This window comes from Pantoea sp. ACRSC, assembly GCF_022346785.1.
In the GTDB taxonomy this organism is placed as follows: Bacteria; Pseudomonadota; Gammaproteobacteria; order Enterobacterales; family Enterobacteriaceae; genus Pantoea; species Pantoea alvi.
This window is the reverse complement of the sequence record NZ_JAKRNN010000025.1, coordinates 22,049-43,208: the sequence shown is the minus strand read 5'-3', so window position 1 is coordinate 43,208 and position 21,160 is coordinate 22,049. Positions and strand designations below refer to the sequence as shown.

The 21,160-nt window shown below is 60.8% G+C and carries 22 protein-coding genes; 9 read left to right on the top strand and 13 right to left on the bottom strand.

Annotated features, from left to right (window positions below; all coding sequences use genetic code 11):
- Positions 1-23 precede the first annotated feature (23 nt).
- A complete protein-coding gene (gene pth, locus MHZ97_RS19305) occupies positions 24-611 on the bottom strand; it encodes an aminoacyl-tRNA hydrolase (RefSeq protein WP_239315445.1) in 588 nt (195 codons plus the stop codon).
- Between the two features lie 263 nt (positions 612-874).
- Between pth and ychH the strand changes: the two genes are divergently transcribed.
- Positions 875-1,144 carry a stress-induced protein YchH gene (gene ychH / locus MHZ97_RS19300; protein WP_103797513.1) on the top strand — a complete coding sequence of 90 codons (270 nt, stop codon included), beginning with the start codon at positions 875-877 and terminating at the stop codon, positions 1,142-1,144.
- Between the two features lie 60 nt (positions 1,145-1,204).
- Here the strand turns inward: ychH and prs are convergent, their stop codons facing one another.
- From prs to lolB, 3 genes are all read right to left on the bottom strand, one after another.
- A complete protein-coding gene (gene prs, locus MHZ97_RS19295; protein WP_006118899.1) occupies positions 1,205-2,152 on the bottom strand; it encodes a ribose-phosphate diphosphokinase in 948 nt (315 codons plus the stop codon).
- 137 nt (positions 2,153-2,289) lie between these two features.
- Positions 2,290-3,147, bottom strand: a complete 858-nt coding sequence (ispE, locus tag MHZ97_RS19290; RefSeq protein WP_103797514.1) for a 4-(cytidine 5'-diphospho)-2-C-methyl-D-erythritol kinase — start codon at positions 3,145-3,147, stop codon at positions 2,290-2,292.
- Positions 3,144-3,767: a lipoprotein insertase outer membrane protein LolB gene (gene lolB / locus MHZ97_RS19285; RefSeq protein WP_239315446.1), complete on the bottom strand. Its 624-nt coding sequence runs from the start codon at positions 3,765-3,767 to the stop codon at positions 3,144-3,146. Before lolB ends, ispE begins: the two co-directional genes overlap by 4 nt.
- 216 nt (positions 3,768-3,983) lie before the next feature.
- Here lolB and hemA point away from each other — a divergent pair, with 216 nt between their 5' ends.
- From hemA to kdsA, 6 genes are read left to right on the top strand one after another with little or no spacing between them, the layout of a single operon-like run.
- A complete protein-coding gene (hemA, locus tag MHZ97_RS19280; RefSeq protein ID WP_103797516.1) occupies positions 3,984-5,240 on the top strand; it encodes a glutamyl-tRNA reductase in 1,257 nt (418 codons plus the stop codon).
- Positions 5,241-5,283: 43 nt separating this feature from the next.
- The gene (gene prfA / locus MHZ97_RS19275; RefSeq protein ID WP_103797517.1) at positions 5,284-6,366 is read left to right on the top strand and encodes a peptide chain release factor 1; all 1,083 of its coding nucleotides are present in this window, start codon (positions 5,284-5,286) and stop codon (positions 6,364-6,366) included.
- Complete coding sequence (prmC, locus tag MHZ97_RS19270) at positions 6,366-7,199, top strand: peptide chain release factor N(5)-glutamine methyltransferase (protein WP_103797518.1); 834 nt, start codon at positions 6,366-6,368, stop codon at positions 7,197-7,199. The genes prfA and prmC overlap by 1 nt, the downstream gene beginning before the upstream one ends.
- Positions 7,200-7,211: 12 nt before the next feature.
- Positions 7,212-7,610 carry a SirB2 family protein gene (locus tag MHZ97_RS19265; RefSeq protein ID WP_239315447.1) on the top strand — a complete coding sequence of 133 codons (399 nt, stop codon included), beginning with the start codon at positions 7,212-7,214 and terminating at the stop codon, positions 7,608-7,610.
- The gene (gene sirB1, locus MHZ97_RS19260) at positions 7,607-8,416 is read left to right on the top strand and encodes an invasion regulator SirB1 (protein WP_103797520.1); all 810 of its coding nucleotides are present in this window, start codon (positions 7,607-7,609) and stop codon (positions 8,414-8,416) included. The genes MHZ97_RS19265 and sirB1 overlap by 4 nt, the downstream gene beginning before the upstream one ends.
- Before the next feature lie 26 nt (positions 8,417-8,442).
- Positions 8,443-9,297, top strand: a complete 855-nt coding sequence (kdsA, locus tag MHZ97_RS19255) for a 3-deoxy-8-phosphooctulonate synthase (RefSeq protein WP_239315448.1) — start codon at positions 8,443-8,445, stop codon at positions 9,295-9,297.
- 122 nt (positions 9,298-9,419) lie between these two features.
- On the opposite strand, the gene chaA is transcribed toward kdsA, so the two are convergent.
- Positions 9,420-10,511, bottom strand: a complete 1,092-nt coding sequence (gene chaA, locus MHZ97_RS19250) for a sodium-potassium/proton antiporter ChaA (protein WP_239315449.1) — start codon at positions 10,509-10,511, stop codon at positions 9,420-9,422.
- Positions 10,512-10,881: 370 nt separating this feature from the next.
- Here chaA and chaB point away from each other — a divergent pair, with 370 nt between their 5' ends.
- Positions 10,882-11,112, top strand: coding sequence for a putative cation transport regulator ChaB (gene chaB, locus MHZ97_RS19245; RefSeq protein ID WP_103797523.1), 231 nt, complete (start codon positions 10,882-10,884; stop codon positions 11,110-11,112).
- A gap of 190 nt (positions 11,113-11,302) precedes the next feature.
- Positions 11,303-11,980 (top strand): gamma-glutamylcyclotransferase, encoded by a 678-nt coding sequence (locus MHZ97_RS19240; RefSeq protein ID WP_239315450.1) that lies wholly within the window; start codon positions 11,303-11,305, stop codon positions 11,978-11,980.
- 42 nt (positions 11,981-12,022) lie between these two features.
- Here the strand turns inward: MHZ97_RS19240 and MHZ97_RS19235 are convergent, their stop codons facing one another.
- The 8 genes from MHZ97_RS19235 to MHZ97_RS19200 form a co-directional block, all read right to left on the bottom strand.
- Positions 12,023-13,468: a serine/threonine-protein kinase gene (locus MHZ97_RS19235; RefSeq protein ID WP_239315451.1), complete on the bottom strand. Its 1,446-nt coding sequence runs from the start codon at positions 13,466-13,468 to the stop codon at positions 12,023-12,025.
- 44 nt (positions 13,469-13,512) lie between these two features.
- Entirely contained in the window at positions 13,513-14,466 is a 954-nt protein-coding gene (locus MHZ97_RS19230; RefSeq protein WP_103797526.1) for a hypothetical protein, read from the bottom strand.
- A 14-nt stretch (positions 14,467-14,480) separates the two neighbouring features.
- On the bottom strand, positions 14,481-15,257 hold the full coding sequence (locus MHZ97_RS19225; RefSeq protein ID WP_239315452.1) for a PP2C family serine/threonine-protein phosphatase: 777 nt from the start codon (positions 15,255-15,257) through the stop codon (positions 14,481-14,483).
- Positions 15,254-16,381, bottom strand: coding sequence for a type VI secretion system-associated FHA domain protein TagH (tagH, locus tag MHZ97_RS19220; protein ID WP_103797528.1), 1,128 nt, complete (start codon positions 16,379-16,381; stop codon positions 15,254-15,256). Before tagH ends, MHZ97_RS19225 begins: the two co-directional genes overlap by 4 nt.
- 36 nt (positions 16,382-16,417) lie before the next feature.
- On the bottom strand, positions 16,418-17,116 hold the full coding sequence (gene tagF, locus MHZ97_RS19215; RefSeq protein ID WP_103797529.1) for a type VI secretion system-associated protein TagF: 699 nt from the start codon (positions 17,114-17,116) through the stop codon (positions 16,418-16,420).
- 13 nt (positions 17,117-17,129) lie between these two features.
- Positions 17,130-19,244, bottom strand: a complete 2,115-nt coding sequence (gene tssM, locus MHZ97_RS19210; protein WP_103797530.1) for a type VI secretion system membrane subunit TssM — start codon at positions 19,242-19,244, stop codon at positions 17,130-17,132.
- A complete protein-coding gene (icmH, locus tag MHZ97_RS19205) occupies positions 19,244-20,461 on the bottom strand; it encodes a type IVB secretion system protein IcmH/DotU (protein WP_103797531.1) in 1,218 nt (405 codons plus the stop codon). The genes tssM and icmH overlap by 1 nt, the downstream gene beginning before the upstream one ends.
- Positions 20,462-20,546: 85 nt before the next feature.
- A complete protein-coding gene (locus MHZ97_RS19200; protein ID WP_199187370.1) occupies positions 20,547-21,041 on the bottom strand; it encodes an SH3 domain-containing protein in 495 nt (164 codons plus the stop codon).
- Between the last annotated feature and the right edge of the window lie 119 nt (positions 21,042-21,160).

Below are 21,160 nucleotides of genomic sequence, written 5' to 3'. Positions count from 1 at the left end.
CAGAAATCGCGCGGGCAGGGCGTTTAGCTCGCCTTGAACGCGTGCAGCCGGTTCATCGCCTTCAGGCGATCCTCCTTGAGCCACACTTCGGTACAGCGCGCTGCTTCATCAATCGCGTCGTCGATCAGCTTCTGCTCGCTGGTGGGCGGCTTGCCCAGCACAAATCCCGTCACCTTATTGCGGTCGCCCGGATGGCCGATGCCGATGCGCAGGCGGTGAAAGTTATTGTTGTTGCCCAGCTTGCTGATAATGTCCTTCAGGCCGTTATGGCCGCCATGCCCGCCGCCCTGTTTAAATTTCGCGACGCCAGGCGGCAGATCGAGCTCATCGTGCGCCACCAGAATCTCCTCCGGCGCGATGCGGAAAAAGGTCGCCATCGCCGCCACGGCCTTGCCGCTGAGGTTCATAAAGGTGGTCGGCACCAGCAGACGCACATCTTCGCCCGCCAGGCTGATACGCGCGGTATAGCCGAAGAATTTCGCCTCTTCCTTTAGCGACTGATTATGACGCTCCGCCAGTAAATCGAGATACCAGGCGCCCGCGTTATGCCGCGTAGCGGCGTACTCCGCGCCGGGATTGGCCAGACCCACAATCAGTTTAATGCTGCTCACGATGATTATCCTGCTCAGGTGGTGAAAAGGCGTTAGTGTACTTCGCGGCAGAGCAGAGAACAAACATCACAAAAAGCGAGTGATTACGTCGCGTGACTAACTATTTTATTCTTTAAATCAAGCTGCTACGCGTAAATTTAGGTCAGCCTTTATTATTGTTTGTGATCCTGGACGCAAATTGTAAGCAGGTCATTGCCTAAACTTATGACAAGTTAACATTATGTGCGGTTTGTTTGGCTTGTTCATATGGACAGAGGTGAGTTATGAAACATCAACATTGTCGACACGCAGGAAACGCCCTGATGATCGTGGGGCTGATTGTGATGGTCTCCAGCATCTTCTTCTCAGTGCTCAACCAGCTGCCAAGCATTCAGATGCCGGCGCTGCTGGCGCAGGGCGCTATCCTCGGTATCTTTATCGGCGCGCTGTTGTGGCTGGCCGGCGCGCGCGTTAGCGGGCGCGAAAAGATCGAAGACCGCTACTTCTGGCACCGTCACTACGACAAGCGCTGCCGCCGCACGCCGCATCACTAACCTGTTGTTCCAGCCATAAAAAAACCGGGCGCATGGCCCGGTTTTTTAGTTAGCGAATCCTTAGTGCTCGAACATCGCCGAGATAGACTCTTCGTTGCTGATGCGACGGATCGCTTCAGCCAGCATGCCCGACAGGGTCAGGGTACGCACGTTCGGCAGCGACTTCATCTCTTCAGACAGCGGGATGGTGTCGCAGACAATCACCTGATCGATAACCGATTTACGCAGGTTTTCAACCGCGTTGCCGGAGAAAATCGGGTGAGTGGCGTAGGCGAAGACGCGTTTCGCGCCGCGCTCTTTCAGCGCTTCCGCCGCTTTGCACAGCGTGCCGCCGGTGTCGATCATATCGTCGACCAGCACGCAGTCGCGGCCTGCCACGTCGCCGATGATATGCATCACCTGAGAAACGTTCGCGCGCGGACGACGTTTATCGATGATAGCCATATCGGTATCGTTAAGCAGTTTGGCGATGGCGCGGGCACGCACAACGCCGCCGATGTCCGGGGAAACCACAATCGGGTTTTCCAGACCAATTTGCAGCATATCTTCCAGCAGGATTGGGCTGCCGAAAACGTTATCAACCGGGACGTCAAAGAAGCCCTGGATTTGCTCGGCGTGAAGATCGACCGTCAGAACGCGATCGACGCCTACGCTGGAAAGGAAATCCGCGACCACTTTAGCGGTAATCGGTACGCGAGCGGAGCGCACGCGGCGGTCCTGACGGGCATAGCCGAAATAGGGAATAACCGCGGTAATACGACCAGCAGAAGCTCGACGCAGCGCGTCGACCATCACAACCAGTTCCATCAGATTATCGTTGGTGGGAGCACAGGTGGACTGGATGATGAAAATATCACCACCGCGTACATTTTCATTAATTTGTACACTCACTTCGCCATCGCTGAAACGGCCCACTGCGGCGTCTCCAAGGCTGGTGTAAAGGCGGTTGGCAATACGTTGTGCTAGTTCCGGGGTGGCGTTACCAGCAAATAGCTTCATATCAGGCACGAGAAGAACCTCAGGCTTGGCGTCCAGAGAATGAACGGCGTTACGGTAACCGGCGCATACCGCAACGCATGTTCATACGGGTGTGTTAATGCACAGCGTGCAGCGTCTGGAACGGGGTGACACTGTCACACATGCGCTTACAGCCCGGAAAGGGTGCGATGCAAAGGCGAGACGTTAACGCCTCGCGCGACAAATCCGCATACCCATTTCGGGGCGAGTTCCAGCACCTGACGAGCGGCTGACTCGGTGTCAAATTCGGCAAACACGCAAGCGCCAGTGCCAGTCAGGCGCGACGGCGCGTATTCTAGCAGCCAGGAAACAAGCTCATCAACCTCGCGAAAACGTTTTCTTACCACTGCCTCACAATCATTGTGAAAAGGTGTCGATAAAAGCGCCGCCAGCGAACGCACCGGCGTATCGCGCGTAAGTTGCGGATCGTTAAACACCAGCGGCGTTGGCACGCTCACGCCAGGATGCGCCACCAGGTACCACTTTTCCGCCGGATCGGCAGGCTGTAGCTGCTCGCCGACGCCCTCTGCAAAAGCGGCGAAACCTCTGACGAACACCGGCACGTCCGCACCCAGCTTAATGCCCAGCTCCGCCAGGGTTTCCAGAGAAAAACCGACGCCCCACAGGTGATTGAGCGCCACCAGCACGGTGGCGGCGTTGGAGGAGCCGCCGCCCAGTCCGCCGCCCATCGGCAGCCGCTTCTCAATGGCGATCTGCGCGCCGGCGTCGGCCGGCAGTCGGTTCTGCGCCTGCGCCGCCTGGCGCAGCGCCGTCGCCGCGCGGACGATCAGGTTGTCGTCATGGGCAACCCCCTCAACCGGCGTGGTCAGGCTGACGCGACCGCTGCTGTCCGGGGTGATATGCAGGCTGTCGCCGTAGTCGAGAAACTGAAACAGCGTCTGCAGATTATGGTAGCCGTCTGCGCGACGGCCGGTGATATAGAGAAACAGGTTGAGCTTTGCCGGAGCGGGCCAGGTGGTGATCATTGCAGGGTCCAGCTATCCATACGCAGTTTGATGCGCTGGTCGCCTTCGCGCAGCTCCAGATTCGCCGGCAGCGGCGGGGTGGTTTTGCTGTCGTAATCCTGGATGGCGACCTGCCACGTCTGACCGTTGCTGCTGTAGTTCAGGCTCTTGAGCTGGTAACGGCTGTTTAGCTGGTAGTCGCTGGCGTCCCCCGGCAGGCCCATCATCCACTGGCGCAGGTTGGCGAGCGGAATATCCATGCCGGTCAGCTGAGAGATCATCTTCTCCGCGTCGTTGCTGACGTAGCGTTTGCCTTTGTTGTCCACCAGTTGCACGGTGTCGCCCTGGGCATCGAGCTGCAGCTCGGTGCTGCCCAGCGGATTGGTCAGCAGCAGGCGATAGCGGTCCGGGGCGGTCTGCTGCCAGTTAAAGCGCGCATAGACTTTCTGCTTGTCGGAAAGATAGGCGAAGGCGCCGCGTGTCTGGTAGTGCGTGACTTTCGCCACTTCCTGCTGATGCTGCTGCCACTGCGGCGCGGTCGTGCTCGGGCCAGGGCCCTGAGGCTGATTAACGGCGCAGGCGGTGAGCAGAACGCTCGCCAGCGGCAAAAGGCGCAACATAGTGCGTGGTGAATAGGTCATCACGTGGTCATCTCCTCGGACACGTTTTTAATTCGTAACGGATAACGCTAGCGATCCGCTTATAAACCGTCAATGCTGATTAGCGCAAAATTGCGCACGATCAGTTTAATCTTATTACTGTCATAGCCTTTGTATGGCTTTTCATGATCTGCCGCATCTTGTAGAATGCGCATCACAAAACCCTGACATTATTGGGACATCCCAACTTTTATCGCCATGACGCTGCTCGCACTCGGAATCAATCATAAAACTGCACCTGTTGCGCTGCGCGAACGCGTTGCGTTCGGGCCGGACGTGCTGGAACAGGCGCTCGACAGCCTTCTTTCCCAGCCAATGGTGCAGAGCGGCGTCGTTCTCTCTACCTGTAACCGTACTGAACTCTACCTTAGCGTAGAACAGCAGGCGGATCTGCAGGAGCGTCTGGTGCGCTGGCTGTGTGATTATCACCATCTCAATGAAGAGGACGTGCGTCAAAGTCTTTACTGGCATCAGGACAACGCAGCGGTCAGCCATTTAATGCGCGTCGCGAGCGGTCTCGACTCGCTGGTGCTGGGCGAACCGCAAATTCTCGGCCAGGTGAAAAAAGCCTTCGCCGATTCGCAGCGCGGCCATGCGCTGAGCAGCGAACTGGAGCGCATGTTCCAGAAAACCTTCTCGGTCGCCAAACGCGTGCGCACCGAGACGGAAATCGGCGCCAGCGCGGTGTCGGTCGCCTTTGCTGCCTGTACGCTGGCACGCCAGATCTTTGAATCGCTTTCAACGGTCAATGTGCTGCTGGTCGGCGCGGGCGAAACCATTGAGCTGGTGGCGCGCCATCTGCGCGAGCATAAGGTGCAGAAGTTGCTTATCGCCAACCGCACGCGCGAGCGCGCCGAGCGCCTGGCGGAAGAGGTGGGCGCGGAAGTGATCGGCCTGGCCGACATCGACGCGCGCCTGGCCGACGCCGATATCGTTATCTCCTCCACCGCCAGCCCGCTGCCGATTATCGGCAAGGGAATGATGGAGCGCGCGCTGAAAGCGCGTCGCAACAAGCCGGTGCTGCTGGTGGATATCGCCGTGCCGCGCGACGTTGAGCCGGAAGTGGGCAAGCTGCCTAACGCCTATCTCTACAGCGTCGACGACCTGCAGGCGATCATCGAGCAGAATATGGCGCAGCGCAAAGCCGCCGCCGTCGAAGCCGAAAGCATCGTGATGCAGGAGAGCAGCGAATTTATGTCCTGGCTGCGCGCCCAGAGCGCGGTCGAGACCATTCGCGAATACCGCTCTCAGGCGGAAAGCGTACGCGCCGATCTTGAATCGCGCGCGCTGGCCGCGCTGCAGCAGGGCGCCGATCCGCAGAAAGTACTGCAGGAGCTGGCGCACAAGCTGACCAACCGTTTAATTCACGCACCAACCAAATCCCTGCAGCAGGCCGCCCGCGACGGCGACACTGAACGCCTGCAATTGCTTCGCGACAGCCTCGGTCTCGAGTAGACTTCCGGGCTGTTGCCCTCTGTGACGAGAATCCCATCACGACATGAAAACCTCTATTGTTGCCAAACTGGAAGCGCTGCAGGAGCGCCACGAAGAAGTGGAAGCGATGCTCGGCGACGCCAGCGTTATTGCCGATCAGGACCGCTTCCGCGCGCTCTCGCGCGAATATGCGCAGTTAACCGACGTGACCCAATGTTTCCGCGCGTGGCAGCAGACGCAGGAAGATATCGAAACCGCCCAGATGATGCTGGACGATGCCGAAATGCGCGATATGGCGCAGGAAGAACTGCAGCAGGCGCGCCAGCAGAGTGAGCATCTGGAGCAGCAGCTGCAGCTGTTGCTGCTGCCGAAAGATCCTGACGACGAACGCGCCTGCTTTATCGAAGTGCGCGCCGGCACCGGCGGCGACGAGGCGGCGATTTTCGCCGGCGACCTGTTCCGCATGTACAGCCGCTACGCTGAAGGCCGCCGCTGGCGCGTCGAGATCGTCAGCGCCAACGAGGGCGAGCATGGCGGCTATAAAGAGGTGATCGCCCGCGTCACCGGCGAGGGCGCCTATGGCCGTCTGAAGTTCGAATCGGGCGGCCACCGCGTGCAGCGCGTGCCGGAAACCGAATCCCAGGGGCGTATCCATACGTCCGCCTGTACCGTGGCGGTAATGCCGGAGGTGCCGGAAGCGGAGCTGCCGGAGATCAATCCGTCGGACCTGAAAATAGATACCTTCCGCTCCTCCGGCGCGGGCGGTCAGCACGTCAACACCACCGACTCCGCCATCCGCATCACCCACCTGCCGACCGGCATTGTGGTGGAGTGTCAGGATGAGCGTTCGCAGCACAAAAACAAAGCCAAAGCGCTGGCGGTACTCGGCGCGCGCATCCGCGCCGCGGAGATGGCAAAACGCCAGGAGGCGGAGGCGAGCACGCGCCGCAACCTGCTGGGCAGCGGCGACCGTTCCGATCGTATTCGCACCTACAACTTCCCGCAGGGGCGCGTCACCGATCACCGCATCAACCTGACCATCTACCGCCTTGACGAAACCATGGAAGGCAAGCTGGACAGCCTGATTGAGCCGATCGTGCAGGAATATCAGGCCGATCAGCTGGCCGCGCTGGCTGGCCAGGAGTAATGGAGTTTCAGGAGTGGCTGAAACAGGCTGTCGCCGCCCTGCAGGGCGGGGATAGCCCGAAGCGCGACGCGGAGATCCTGCTGGGGCATGTCACCGGCAAATCGCGCAGCTGGCTGGTGGCGTTCGGCGAGACTGAACTGCTGCCCGAGCAGCAGGCGCGCCTCGACGCGCTGCTGGCGCGGCGCGTGCGCGGCGAGCCGGTGGCGCATCTTATCGGCGAACGCGAGTTCTGGTCGCTGCCGCTGCGCGTTTCCGACGCGACGCTCATCCCGCGCCCCGACACCGAAGTGCTGGTGGAACAGGCGCTGGCGCGCCTGCCGGCCGCGCCGTCGCGCATTCTCGACCTCGGTACCGGCACCGGCGCCATCGCGCTGGCGCTGGCGAGCGAGCGTCCCGACTGCGAGGTGCTGGGCGTCGACCGCATCGAGGCCGCCGTGGCGCTGGCGCAAAGCAATGCCGAACGGCTGGCGATTGCCAATGCCGCCTTCCTCCTGAGCCACTGGTTCGACGCGCTGCCCGCCGGGCGCTTCGACCTTATCGTCAGCAATCCTCCCTATATCGACGCGTGCGACCAGCATCTGTCGCAGGGCGACGTGCGGTTTGAGCCGCGCAGCGCGCTGGTGGCCGATGAGGCGGGGCTGGCGGATCTGCGCCTGCTTATCGCTCAGGCGCCGCAGTGGCTCGCGCCCGGCGGCTGGCTGCTGCTGGAGCATGGCTGGCAGCAGGATGCGGCAGTGCGCGCGCTAATGCAGCAGCAAGGTTTTCTTCAGGTTGCGACCGTAAATGACTACGGCGGCAATCCGCGCGTCACGCTCGGTCGCATTCCCTCTTAAAAAGGACGTTCCATGGCCGCTTACTACCCGCTTATCAAGCAACTGCACCTGCTGACGGTGTTTATCAGCATCGCGCTTTTCGTCGTGCGCTTCTACTGGCTGCGCAGCGGCTCGGCGCTGCTGCAGCGCCGCTGGGTGCGCATTGCGCCGCACGTTAACGACACCTTTTTACTGCTTACCGGCGTGCTGCTGGTGACGATCACCCACTTTTACCCGTTCTCGCCGCAAGGAAGCTGGCTGACGGAGAAGCTTTTAGGCGTTATTATCTACATCGCCTTAGGTTCCGTGGCGTTGAGTCGTCGCCCGCGTACCAGCCGTACCCGCTGGATCGCTTTCCTGGTCGCGCTGGTCGCGCTGGTGACAGTGATTAAGCTGGCGGTGACCAAAATGCCGTTATTGGGGATAGTATGACCTCCACAGAACAATTAGATTTTAGCCAGACGCCGCTGTGTGAAGCGGTGATTGGCGCCACCCGCGCGATCCGCGCCGATTTTCCCGCCTCATCCGTGCAGGAGCAGCTGGCGGCCCTGGTGGCGGAAGCCCGCCGCTACGTGAGTAGCGAACAGGACGCCGATATGCAGCTGGAGAAGCTGCTGGAGCTTTTCTATCGCCAGTGGGGCTTCGGCGGCGCCAGCGGCGTCTATAACCTCTCCGACGCGCTGTGGCTCGATAAAGTCCTCAAGACGCGTCAGGGCACCGCGGTGTCGCTGGGCGTGATCCTGCTGCATATCGCTCAGGCGCTCGACATCCCGCTGATGCCGGTTATTTTCCCTACGCAGCTGATTTTGCGCGCCGACTGGATCGATGGCGATATGTGGCTGATCAACCCGTTTAACGGTGAGACGCTGGATACCCATACGCTGGAAGTGTGGCTGAAGGGCAATATCAGCCCGACGGCAAAGCTCTACGACGACGATCTGGAAGAGGCGAAGACCATTAGCGTGATGCGCAAGATGCTCGACACCATGAAGGCGGCGCTGATGGAGGAGAAGCAGATGGAGCTGGCGTTGGGCGTAAGCCAGGTGCTGCTGCAGATCGATCCAGATGACCCTTATGAGATCCGCGACCGCGGTTTGATCTACGCGCAGCTGGAGTGCGATCATATTGCGCTAAACGATTTAACCTATTTCGTTGAGCAGTGTCCTGAGGATCCGGTCAGCGAGATGATCAAAGTACAAATTCACGCAATTGAACAGAAACAGGTGACGCTGCACTAAGCGCACCACACCATTAAGGAAAGGGCATGACTCAGAAAGTCGTCACTATTGGTGATATCAAGGTCGCTAACGATCTGCCATTCGTGCTGTTTGGCGGCATGAACGTGCTGGAATCGCGCGATCTCGCCATGCGTATTTGCGAACACTACGTCAGGATCACCGACAAGCTCGGCATTCCGTACGTGTTCAAGGCCTCTTTTGACAAGGCGAACCGCTCTTCCATTAAATCCTATCGCGGTCCCGGCCTCGAAGAGGGCATGAAGATTTTCCAGGCGCTGAAGCAGGCGTTCGGCGTGAAGATCATTACCGACGTGCACGAGGCGTCACAGGCGCAGCCGGTGGCCGACGTGGTCGACGTTATTCAGCTGCCCGCCTTCCTGGCGCGTCAGACCGACCTGGTGGAAGCGATGGCGAAGACCGGTGCGGTGATCAACGTCAAGAAGCCGCAGTTCGTCAGCCCTGGCCAGATGGGCAATATCGTGGATAAGTTCGCTGAAGGCGGCAACGATAAGGTGATTCTGTGCGATCGCGGCAGCAACTTCGGCTATGACAATCTGGTTGTCGATATGCTCGGCTTTAACGTGATGAAGAAAGTCAGCAACAACAGCCCGGTGATTTTCGACGTGACCCACGCGCTGCAGACGCGCGATCCTTTCGGCGCCGCTTCCGGCGGTCGTCGCGCCCAGGTGGGCGAGCTGGCGCGCGCCGGTATGGCGGTCGGCATTGCCGGTCTGTTTATTGAAGCGCATCCGGACCCGGATCACGCTAAGTGTGACGGCCCCTCCGCGCTGCCGCTGGATAAGCTGGAGCCGTTCCTGGTACAGATGAAGGCGATTGACGATCTGGTGAAGAGCTTCCCGGAGCTGGATACCAGCAAGTAACGGGTGCCTTAGCGGGCGAAATAAAAAAGAGCGACCTCGATCGCTCTTTTTTTTCGCCTGCCGGACAGGTCGTGCCGGGGCGCTTTGTCTTTTAGATTTGAATGCGGTGTGAAGCCTTTAATTCACAGCATAATCGTCATCAGATAGCCGGCAAAAATCGCCAGGTGTGCAGCGCCGTTCAGCACGTTGGTACGCCCGGTTGAAAACGAGATATGACACAGAATCAGCGCCGCTGACATCATCACCATCTGCGGCGGCTCAAGGCCGAAGACCAGCTGCTGATCGGTCAGGGTGGCGATAATGGTTACCGCAGGCACGGTCAGCGAGATGGTCGCCAGCACGGAACCGAAAAAGAGATTCATGGCGCGCTGCACCTGATTCATCAGCACCGCCTTCAGGGCGCCCAGGCCTTCCGGCGAGAGGATCAAGAGCGCCACCAGAAAGCCGGTGAACTGCGCAGGCGCATTAAACTCCGTCAGCAGATGCTCCAGCGTGTTAGCGTTCATCTTGGTGACGCTGATCACCGCAATCAGATGCACAAGCAGCCAGACGGTGTGCCAGACGCTGCTGTGCGCCGAGGGCTTGCCGTGGTGCGGGTCGCCATCGTCGCTGTCATCTTCATGTTCGTAAACAAACAGGCTCTGGTGGGTGCGCGTCTGGATCAGCAGAAAAACGCCGTACATCGCTGCCGAAATTGCCGCGATCAGCAGCGCCTGGGTGGGGGTAAAATTGCCGCCCGGCAGCGCATCAGGGAACACCAGCACCAGAATCGCCAGCGGAAAGATAGCGATCAGATACTGCTTAACCCCGGCAAGATTGACATACTGGGTGGCGAATTTGCGTCCGCCCAGCAGCAGCGAAAAGCCCACCAGACCGCCGGTGACAATCATAATGATAGAGTAGAGCGTGTCGCGCATCAGCGCGGGCGCCGCGTCGCCGGTTGCCATCAGCGCCGAGATCAGGCTCACCTCAAGGATCACCACTGACAGGCTGAGGATCAGCGAGCCGTAGGGTTCGCCCAGCCGGTGCGCCAGCACGTCGGCGTGCCGCACCACGCTAAAGGCGCTGCTGAGGATCGCCACCAGCGCCAGCAGGTTGATGCCGATAACCACCGGCAGGGAGTTTTGTCCGCCGAAGAAAAACAGCACGCCCAGGGCGGCGAGGGGAAGTATCAGCGAGAACTCTTTGTGACGTGTTTTTTCATGCGTAGTCATTCACCATCCTCTCCAGAGAAATGCGTCGGCGAAGCCCAACGGGGCCTCACAAAAGAGTAGAACTTTTATTACATCCGACAGTGTAACTTTTCACCGTTTATCCGCCGGAAAATTTACCGGTTTTTACTTTTTATCATTTAATGCGCGACAGCGCCAAAAGTGCAAGCAAGCAGATTTTATATCTTCCTGTTCATTGTGTTAGCCACATCAGCTACCCATTCATCCGGCGGTTAAACGCCAGTTTATTGGGAGAAAAGGCCTGTTTTCATTCACCTTGCCGGTTTTGTGCAAAAGGGGAGGCTGAATAGCAAGGTTGTAATTTTTTATCCATACGCCAGGCTTAAAGCAGGCCCATAATGGAGGAAATGCAATGCCTTACAAGAATCGTGAAGCGCTGCCGGATAGCGTAAAACATGTGCTGCCGCCGCACGCGCAGGAGATCTATCAGAAGGCGTTTAACAGCGCCTGGGATCAGTATAAAGACAAAGATGAGCGCCGCGGCGATGAGTCTCAGGAAGAGGTTGCGCACAAAGTCGCCTGGTCGGCGGTAAAAAAAGAGTATGAAAAAGGGGATGACGACAAGTGGCATCCGAAAAAGTAGCCACCTGCAGAACGGGCCAGCGGGGCTGGCCTGACGCGGCGATTTTTTAATTTCTCAGCGGAGCGCGGCCTTGAAAGCGGTGTGGAAAATGCATACTGTCAGTGAATGTTGCGGCTCAAGTATGCCGCCCGCCAGCCGATTTTATAAGGGAGCCCGTCGGACAGGACGTTAAAGAAGTCAGGAGGTCGCATTGTTAACCCGAGAATTTTTATTAAAAGCTGACTGCAAAACGTCATTCGGCGATATTGAGGAGTCCCTGCTCTGGAGCTGCGAGCAGCGCGCCGCGTCGCTGGCGGCCACGCTGGCCTGCCGCCCCGACCAGAGTCCGGTCTGGATCTTTGGCTATGGATCGCTGATGTGGAACCCGGTTTTTGAGGCGGACGAGGTCGCTTCCGGCACGCTGGAGGGCTGGCATCGCGCCTTCTGCCTGCGCCTGATCGCCGGGCGCGGCACCTCGTCCCATCCTGGCCGTATGCTGGCGCTGAAAGAGGGCGGGTCAACCAGCGGTCTGGCGTTTCGCCTGCCGGAGACGCGCCTGCATGAAGAGCTGGAGCTGCTGTGGAAGCGCGAAATGATCACCGGCTGCTATCTGCCAACCTGGTGCGAATTAACGCTGGAGGATGGGCGCAGCGTCACCGCGCTGGCCTTTATTATGGATCCGCGCCATCCGCTCTATGAGTCGGACTCCTGTCCCGAGGCGATCGCGCCGCTGATTGCGGCGGCGAGCGGGCCGCTGGGCAGCAACGCGCAGTATCTCTTTTCCCTTGAGCAGGAGCTGGCGAAGCGCGGGATGGAAGAGGAGAGTCTGAGTCGCCTGGCGCATCAGGTGCGCGCGCTGCAGGCGGGCGTCCACTGTGCGCAGGGATAAACATCAAGGCTCGCGGCGTACGATCCACGCCGCGAAAACCCATTAATTTCCCGGATTCAGCAGCCAGGTGCCTGGCTTGTCAATCACCAGCGACTGCGCGCGCATGCTGGTACCTGAATGCACTTCGATACGATACTGACCCGCGGCCAGATTGAGCGTGGCGAACCCGTTGCTGCCGGTTTTCACCTCTACCGGCTGACCGTTAAGCACCACACTGGCGTCGCGCTCCAGCTTGAGGTAGACCGTCGCCAGCGCGGCGGGCGCAGTGGCCTGCGGCGTGCTGTTCACTACAGGGTTCTCCGCCACGGCGGGTGAGGCGTTTTCCGGCGCGGCGTCGTGACGGTTAGCCAGCCAGGCCACCACCACAACCGCCAGCAGCGCCGCGGCCGCCAGGGCGATCAGCCCCGGCGAGAGGCGGCGCACGTTGCGCGGCGTCACCGGCTCAACGCTGGCCGAGGCGTGATTGACCGCCATCACCACCGGCGCGGGCGTTACCGTCTCCTCCTCCTCGACCACGGGCGCAGGCGCAGGTGCTGCGACCGGCGGCTCCGGCGCAGGCTGCAGGCTGTTGACCACCGCCTCCACGTCGCTGACGGGCAGGTCGATCAGCGCCGCAAAGGCGTCAATTGACTGCGGACGATCGGCGGGCTTCATTGCCAGCGCGCAGTCCACCGCGTGCAGCAGCGGCAGCGAATAGCCGGGCGGCTGGCGCTCGACCAGCGGCTGGTAGTTATCCTCGATGCAGCGCACCACGCTTACCGGCGGCGCATTGCCGGTGATCAGGCTGTGCAGCACCGCGCCGAGCGCATAAATATCGGTCCACGGCCCCTGTTCGTTTTCACCCTCTTCGCTGTACTGCTCAATCGGTGCGAAGCCCGGCTTGAGCATAATCTCGGTTTCATCCGACAGGTTGCCGATCTCCTTGCGCGCCGAGCCGAAGTCGAGCAGTACCGGCAGCTGGTTTTCCTGAATCTGAATATTATCCAGCGAAATATCGCGATGCAGATAGCCCGCCTGATGGATAGTGTTGATGGCGCCAAACAGCGGCGGCAGCAGGCGGCGGATCCAGGCTTCGCTCACCGCCTCGGGGCTGGTCTGCTGCCACTCTTTCAGCGTCATGCCGGGGTAGTAGAGCGTGCCCATATAGGCGGTGCCGTTCTGTTCCCAAAAGCGCAGCACGTGCAGCAGGCCAGGATGGTTGAAGCGCGCCAGCAGACGCGCCTCCTGCATAAAGCTGGTCAGGCCGGCGTTAAACAGCTTTTGATAGCGTTCGCCGCGCAGCTCCAGCGACAGATCTTCTGCGCGTACCGCCAGCGACACCGGCATATACTCTTTAATGGCGATGGTGCGTTCAAGCTGATGATCCCAGGCGCGATAAACGATGCCAAACCCGCCGCCGCCAATCACTTCCTTGATTTCAAACTCGTTAAAACGGTATCCCGCAGGGAGCGCGTTGGGCACCGCTTTTTGATTATCATTTGCCGACATAGTGAACTCTCTGAACACCGCCTGGCAGCCAGGCTGCGCTGTAATTAATTGATGTTACGCCACGCACCTATCGCCGGATCAACCAGATCGGCGTGCAGGGTGTCGATCAGTAACACATTCACTTTTTGCTGTGGCATAAACTGCGGTCCCCAAAGACCACGCAACGTTTCCACCCGCGATTTCACGGCGTCCGGATCCTGCTGCGCCGTATTCTTGTCCATTTTCACCAGCAGGGCGCCGTTAAAGCGCCAGACGTGGGTCGCCTCGTCGAAAGGCAGCACCAGCCAGCTCTCCGCGGCATCGGCGCGCGTCACGATCATGCGCTCTTTATTTGCGGCCACCACCTGCAGCGAGTTGCCGGTAATCAGCAGATTCGCAATGGGGTAGCCCTGATAGAACGTCACCGGCAGAGGTGTGCTTTTGCCCATGCTGGCCAGCACTAACTCGCTTTTACCTTCCAGCCAGCCGTCGTGCGGACACTTCGCCTGCGCAACATCGGGAATAAACAGCGACGCGCCGTCGGCGTCCCACGAGGTGCGGAAGCGGCAGCCGCCAGGCAGATCAAAATGCTGTAGCGGCGCGTTACTGGCCGGACGCGACAGGTCGAGCGGCGCGGCGTTAGCGGCGCTGGCGCTGGCGGTGGCGTCAGCCATCACAATCGGCCGCCAGTTTTGCAGCTTGCTGGCGCTGCCGCTGGCCAGCACGCCGCCCTCTTTGTTGGTCATCTGCCAGGGCAGCTCATCCAGCGTGCCGCACTGGTTCGCCAGCAGCGTGCCGACGCGCGGCAGAAAGGTGGTCAGCACGGCGGAATCGGTGCTTTTGCCCGACACGATGCGCAGCGGCAGCGACTCTCTGCACCAGTCGTCGGGGGCTTTGCTTTTCACGCCGTCGATAAAGACCTCCAGCGCCAGGCTGGGGGAGTAAACCACGCGATAATCTTCGGCCTGCGCGCTGAAAGCGATAAGCAAGGTCGCAATGCCGGACAACCACAATTTCATAAGGATCCTTGATATCAGTCGCGGGGCGGCAGAAAACGTGCCGAATCCGCCGCAGAATAAAGCAACGTGGCGTCCTGAGGTTCGCCGATCCACACAGAGAGCGCGCTGAGATTATCCTTTTTCACGCTGCGGCTGACCGCTTTTTCCATCAGCGCCAGCCACTCTTCGCAGGCGTTCACCATGCGCAGCGCCTGCTCCATCTCTCTGGCCGTCAGGTTCAGCCAGAATCCGTCGGTGCAGACCAGAAAGGCGTCACCATCTTCCAGCGCCAGCACGGCGGAGAAGGTCACGGGACGCGCCGGATCCGCGCCGAGCGCATTATAGAGTAAATTACTGTTAATGCCGGTATTTTCATAGCCCGCATCCTTCAACTGCTGCGCCAGACTGTGATCGCGCGTGACGTCGAACAGCGTGCCGTGGCGAAAGTGATATACCCGGCTGTCACCGGCGTGCGCCCACCAGGCGCGCCGCTGCGGGCGATCGATAAACAAGGCCGCCAGCGTGGTGCTCATGCGGGCGAAGCCGGGCTGCTGCGCCTGCGCCTCGCGCAGCGCCGCGCGGCAGCGCTCAATCGCTGCGTGCGTGTTCTCCGGCGTGAGTCGCGGCTGGTCGCGCAGATCGGCCAGCAGGGTGTCGCGCACCAGCTGCGCGGCGCGATCGCCGCCGGCGAGGCCCGCCACGCCGTCGCAGACCACAAAGCAGGCCTTCTCGTCGGTGATCTCCGCGCCGGTGCGGTCCTGGTTCTCATCGCGCAGCCCCTGCTGGCAGCGGCTGGCAAATACAATCTTCATGCGTCGTCCGTCCGGGTCTGCGAATCTTTATACTGGTTCACTTCCACATCATAAGCGTGCAGAAAGGCTTCGCCGAACAGGGTGTGGAAGTCATCTTCAATCTCGCCGGCGGTGCGCTGATAGCTACGCGTAAAATAGTCCCAGAGCGCGGCTTTTCGGGCGACGGAGAAGGGGAGTTTAGGCAGTACGCCCTCGCTGCGCGCCTGCTCTTCCAGGCGCTGCGGGTTAAACGACTGCAGCATGGCGGCGATAATGGCGCGAATGCCGGCGATCATGCCGAGCTGATGCGCCTGCAGATCCACCAGCGCGTCGCGCACCGCCTGCTCCGGCGGCATAAAGCCGGGCATCTGGCTCTGATACATCTGCATCAGCACGGTTTTGCCAGAGGGGAGGATCTTAAAGGGGTTGTTCGCCTCGTTGAGGATCATCGTCATGTCCGCCTTGACGCCGCGCTTGAGGATCTGGCGCGACGACAGCAGCGCCACGGTGCCCTGTGAGAAGAGGCTCAGCATCCGTCCCGTGACGCGCATCTGCTCTTCATCAATCGGCGTGGCGTGCCCGTTGTTCAGCCCCATGCCCTCCAGCAGCGCGGCGATCAGCTTCTCCTGATCCTGCATCGCGACGCCCGTCGCACGCGGCGACTCGCTCTGCTGCGGATCGATCGCCAGCCGTGCGTCGCTGTGGCGCGACAGCGGAGGGGGCGCGGAGAGGACGCTTCCCGCCGGTTCGACCTCAAGCATGCCCAGCGGATCCCCCTCCAGCTGCAGCTCGCTGACAAACAGCGCCAGCGGGTCATCTTTCGCCGCGTCGGCACGCGCCGGATCCTCTACGGCAAGCTGGTATTCGCCAATCTGCAGCGCGTCGCCATGGCGCAGCTGCACCTGCATTCCCCGCTCCAGCGCGACGCCGTTGTGTACCACTGCGGTTACGCTGCCCTGGCTGGTGAGGCGGCACTCCCCGTCGGCGGAAAGGTGCACCACCGCCTGCAAACGCGAAATGGCGCGCGATTCGTCCGGCAGCACCAGATCGTTATCCTGGCTACGGCCGATGGTGCCGCCGGGCGGCTGAAACGCCACGGTTTTTACCGGAACATCCGTATTGCACTGCACAATGGTAAATTGCATGAGTCATCCCGTGTCTGATGGGCAAACGCAAGGCCGTTATTCGAACATTGGCGGATAGAGGCCGTTACGTCCCGGCTGAGTACCTGCCGCCGGGTTAAAAAGAAGTAAAAACAGTTGCGCCGTCAGGTTGCCGCTGTGCTTGTGGGTCGCATGAGCGAAGCCGTCGCAGCGGTTGGTCCACCAGTAGCTGATATGCTGCTGGGGATCGAAGCGGTCCGCCACCTCGCGCCAGCTCAGCGTACAGGGCAGGTCGCTGAAGCCGATAACATCCATAATATCGGAACGCTGCTTCTCCGGCACCAGCAGCGGCGGCAGCGCCTGCATCTGCTGCTCCAGCTGCGCCGGGGGGATTTGAACCTGCACCGCCTGGTAGAGCGTGGCGCCTAAATCCTGAAACCAGTCGCCGGAAATTGCGAGCTGCGCCGGATGCCACTGGCTGAGCGGGAAGGTGCGCAGGGCTAGCAGCGGCCAGGCGCGGCCCACGCGATCGCAAGAGGGCATCAGGCAGCCCATCTGCACCTGCTGCACGCCCGGCGTGATCGGCAGAACGAAGTTCCACACCGGCGCCCGTAAAAACCAGCTGGTGGCCGCCTGCTCCTGATTGTGCCAGTGCATCAGCCCTTGCTGAAACCAGTGGGTCCAGGGCGCGATATGTTTCTCGCTCAACCGGTGGCGCAGAAAATCGCCGGTTGAAGGGAGCTTCCCGTACCAGCCGGGGGCGACGATCGCAGCCATACTCACCTCATCATTACTCGCTATGCGTGGTCAATCGCTGCGCGTCCGCCGCTGGCGTAACGGCCAGCGCGCTGCCTTCGCGACCCGCATTTTTAAGATTTTCCGCAAGCTTGCGCATCATCAGCGCATTGTCGCGCGCATAGGGCGAAGACTGAATCTGCTGATCCAGCAGCTGGCTGAGGTGCCAGTCAAGCTGCTGCAGATCGCGCGCGCTGACGTTCTCAGGCAGCGAGCGCTGCAAATTCTGCATCAGCCAGGCGCGTAAAAATTCGCCGTCGTAGTTGCGCGGCTGATAGAGCATCTGATAGGCGCGCAGCGCGTTGCGGCTGTATTCATTGTCGTCGCCCTTGTCGTTTCGCAGCAGGTTGGTGATCTGCTGCGCGACGCGCGGTAATAGCAAAGACTTTAGCGCATTTTGATAAAGCGCCCAGGCGGCATCGCTCACCTGGGTGCCGCGATAAAGCCCGGCGCGCATGGTAACTGGCGGATTATCCAGAGAAAAGTGGTCCGAAAGCGGCAGTTTAACCAGGTTGTTCAAAAAGGGAAGCAGATCAAAAATATTATCCGCCGGCTGATGGATCACCTGCTGGCTCTGGGTGGCGATAACCGGCACGCGCTCCGCCACCTGGCTGAGATAGCGCTGGTTCTGGAAAAAGCTAATCATCCAGAGCCCCGAAGCGATGGTGAGCGCGCCTGCCAGCACGCCGTAGCCAATCCAGTGGAACAGCTGGTTGCGGTGCTCCCAGTGGCGGTTACTGCCGGCGAGACCGCTCTCGCGGAACACCAGGTCGCTAAGCAGATCGCGAATAAAAAAGCTCTGTCCCTTGTTGCCGGGAATAGGGCTGTTGCGGTTGACGCTGTCCCAGGCGGCGATGGTCTGACCGCCCGCCTGCGGCAGCTGCAGCTTGCGGCTCAGCTCGCCCATAATGCGGTCGAAGGGCAGGCCTTCCTGCGTGCCGCTGGTAAAGAAGAGCCCGCGGGCGCTCCAGGCGATCGACTCCTGCTGGTCGGAGAAGACCACGTCAAGGTATTCGCTCAGCAGCGGGCGCAGCGAGGCGAACTCCTGCGGAAAGAGGAAACAGTCGGCGCGCTGGCTGAGATCGCGCTCCTGCGCCATCTTGTGACCCAGCTGCTGCAGCAGCTGCTGTTCGAGACGGTGGAACTGCTGATGAAAGCTGCGGTGCCAGTCATCTTTATGCGGCTTGCCCGGCTCCCAGGGAAAGGTAAAGCCCCAGACGGCGTCACGCTGGCGCTTCTCCAGCGCGCCGAAATAGCCCATAAAGCCTTTCAGCAGATCGGTTTTGGTTACCATCACATAGACCGGGAAGTGAATGCCGGTCTGCTGGTGCAGCTCCCTCAGGCGGTTGCGCATGGCGCTCGCCTGGGCATAGCGCGTCTCGGCCGACTCGCTCAGCAGATCCGCCACGCTGAGCGTCATGATCACGCCGTTGATCGGCTGGCGGGTGCGGTAGCGCTTCAGCAAATTGATAAAGCTGTTCCACTCGCTGGCGTCGCGCGCGCGCTGGCTCTCCTGCAGGGTATAGCGCCCGGCGGTGTCGATCAGCACCGCCTGGTCGGTAAACCACCAGTCGCAGTGGCGGGTGCCGCCTACGCCGCGGATGGCAGTCTTGCCGACGCTGTCGGTCAGCGGAAAGTCGAGACCGGCGTTGAGCAGCGCGGTGGTTTTGCCCGCGCCGGGCGCGCCGATCACCAGATACCACGGCAGCTGGTAGAGATAGCCCGACTGCATGCGCGCCAGCCAGCGGCTGTTGCTTTTGCGGCTGAAGGGCATGCGTTTTAGCTGCATCACCGCTTCGCTGAAGCGCTGGGTGAGCAGCTCTTCGGTCGCCTGACGGTCGGAGAGATCCTCCGCGCCCGCCTGCTGCAAATTAGTGAGCAGCTTGCTGTTGAACCAGGCGCGATAGAGCGAGGGGATAAACTGAAACAAAATCCAGATGAAAAAGAGCAGACCCACCGTCAGCTGGCGCGGCAGCGCCGGCTCCAGCGGCCGGGTTTCTCCCCAGCTCCAGAAGGGGCCGAGGATCCAGACGAGACAGCTCAGCGCCGTCACGCCAATAAAGCTCCACAGCAGACGATGGGTGAGAGCAGGGCGTAATGATGCGCGCATTACTGGGTTTCCTGATGATTACTGAGCGTTTCCGGCGCGGCGAACAGCGTAATTTCGACGCGGCGGTTGCGCGTGCGGTTTTCGTTGCTGTCGTTGGGCAGCAGCGGATCGCTGTCGCCGCGCCCTTCAGAGCGGATCGCATGGCCGTCGGCGAGCTGCGACTGCAGCAGCTGGGTCACGGCGCGGGCGCGGGCGAAAGAGAATTCATAGCTGGAGGCGAAGCGGCTGTTATCCACCGGACGATTGTCGGTAAAGACCGACACCAGCACCGTGCCTTTAACGTTCTTCATCGCCGTGGCGACGCGGGCCAGCAGCGCGCGACCCACCGGATTGATGGCGGTGCCCTGTTCGGCGAACAGCTTGTCAGCGGGGATAATCACCTTGCTGCCGAACGCGCCGTCGCTGACTTCGAGCTGACCGGCGGCGATAACGTCGTTGAGGCGCTGGCGCAGATCGAGCAGCGCCTGCGGCGAAGAGGGGCGGCGGCCGACGGTGATCTGCGGCAGCGGCGTCTGATAAATCGCGCGCAGCAGCGGTTCGGCGTCGTTGCCGAGCCGCCAGTTAAGGGCGCTGTAGAGCAGGCAGGCGAGCAGCGCGGCGACGGTGGCGCAGGCCCAGAGCGGGATCATCGGGCGCGAGATGCTGCTGACCAGCGGATGTACCTCGACCAGCGGCCTGGCGCTCTCGCTTTGCGGCTGGCGCGTTTCTTCGATCAGCTTCGCAAGGCGCTTGCGAATGGCGTCGCACTGCACCCGTCCGCTGTCGCTGCCGCGGTAGCGGCCTTCGTAGCCGAGCAGCAGGCAGTAGTGCACCACCTCCAGCAGCCAGAGGTGCTGGGCCGGACTCTGCGAAATGCGCGACAGCAGCTGGAAAAATTTTTCGCCGCCCCAGCTTTCGTTGTGGAAAGTGACCAGCATGCCGTTGCCGGACCAGACGCCGCGCGTGCCCCACGGGGTTTGCGCCGCCGCCTCGTCCAGCGCGCTGCACAGGCAGTAGCGCGCGCCGATAATCATCTCGAACGGCAGCCCGGCCTGTTTGCAGCGCTGCTCGAACTGGCGAATTTCATCGATCAGCGACTGACGCAGGCCGGCGGGGTCGTCGTGCGTGACCGCCTGGCGTAGCTGCACCACGGCGTTCAGCAGCGGCGCCGCAGCCTGAAGTAAAAGATTATCGTTGCCCGAGGCGTTTGCCTCTGCGGCCTGCGATTCTTGTGTCATTAACGGGGATTCTTCCAGACAAGAACAGATCCCTGAGTGGCGAGCTCAGGGATAACAAACTGGCAATATGCGCCGGATTTCATTATCAGTCTAAGATCCAGGTCGCGGTATCGTTGGTGCGACACGCCTTGCTGGCGCCGCCAACATCGACGCAGACCTGCTTATTCTTACCGCGCGGGCGCGGGCGATCGCTGCGCAGCGTCGCGTCGTAGCGGCTGCTCTCTACGCCCGCTTTCAGCGGAACATAGCCGATCAGCGGGCCGTCGGCCTGGTCGGCGATCGCCAGCCAGTGGTTTTCGACGCTGCCCAGCACCTCAAACGGCTTGCCGGTTTCAAGGTAACGTACCACTTTGCCGCCGTAGTCGGGCGTGGTCATCACCGAGGCGGCATAGAGCGCACGCCAGGTCTCATTCACCGGGGTAAATTCGGCAGGCGCGACCACCGCATGACGATGCACTAACTTAACGCCATTGACTTCGCTGGTGACCAGCGTGTCATCAGTGACCGGCGGGGGCGGCGCTTTGCAGCCCGCCAGGGTCAACGTCGCCAGCAGCATTAACGCAAGACTCTTTTTCACCATGTTCCTCGATTTCATCAGAGTAACTGCATAATACGCCGCCATCGTCATCCTGGTGACGACCTGCGCGCTGCATCATGCCTTCACAGCATCAGCTAAAAAAACAGACAAATTACATCAGG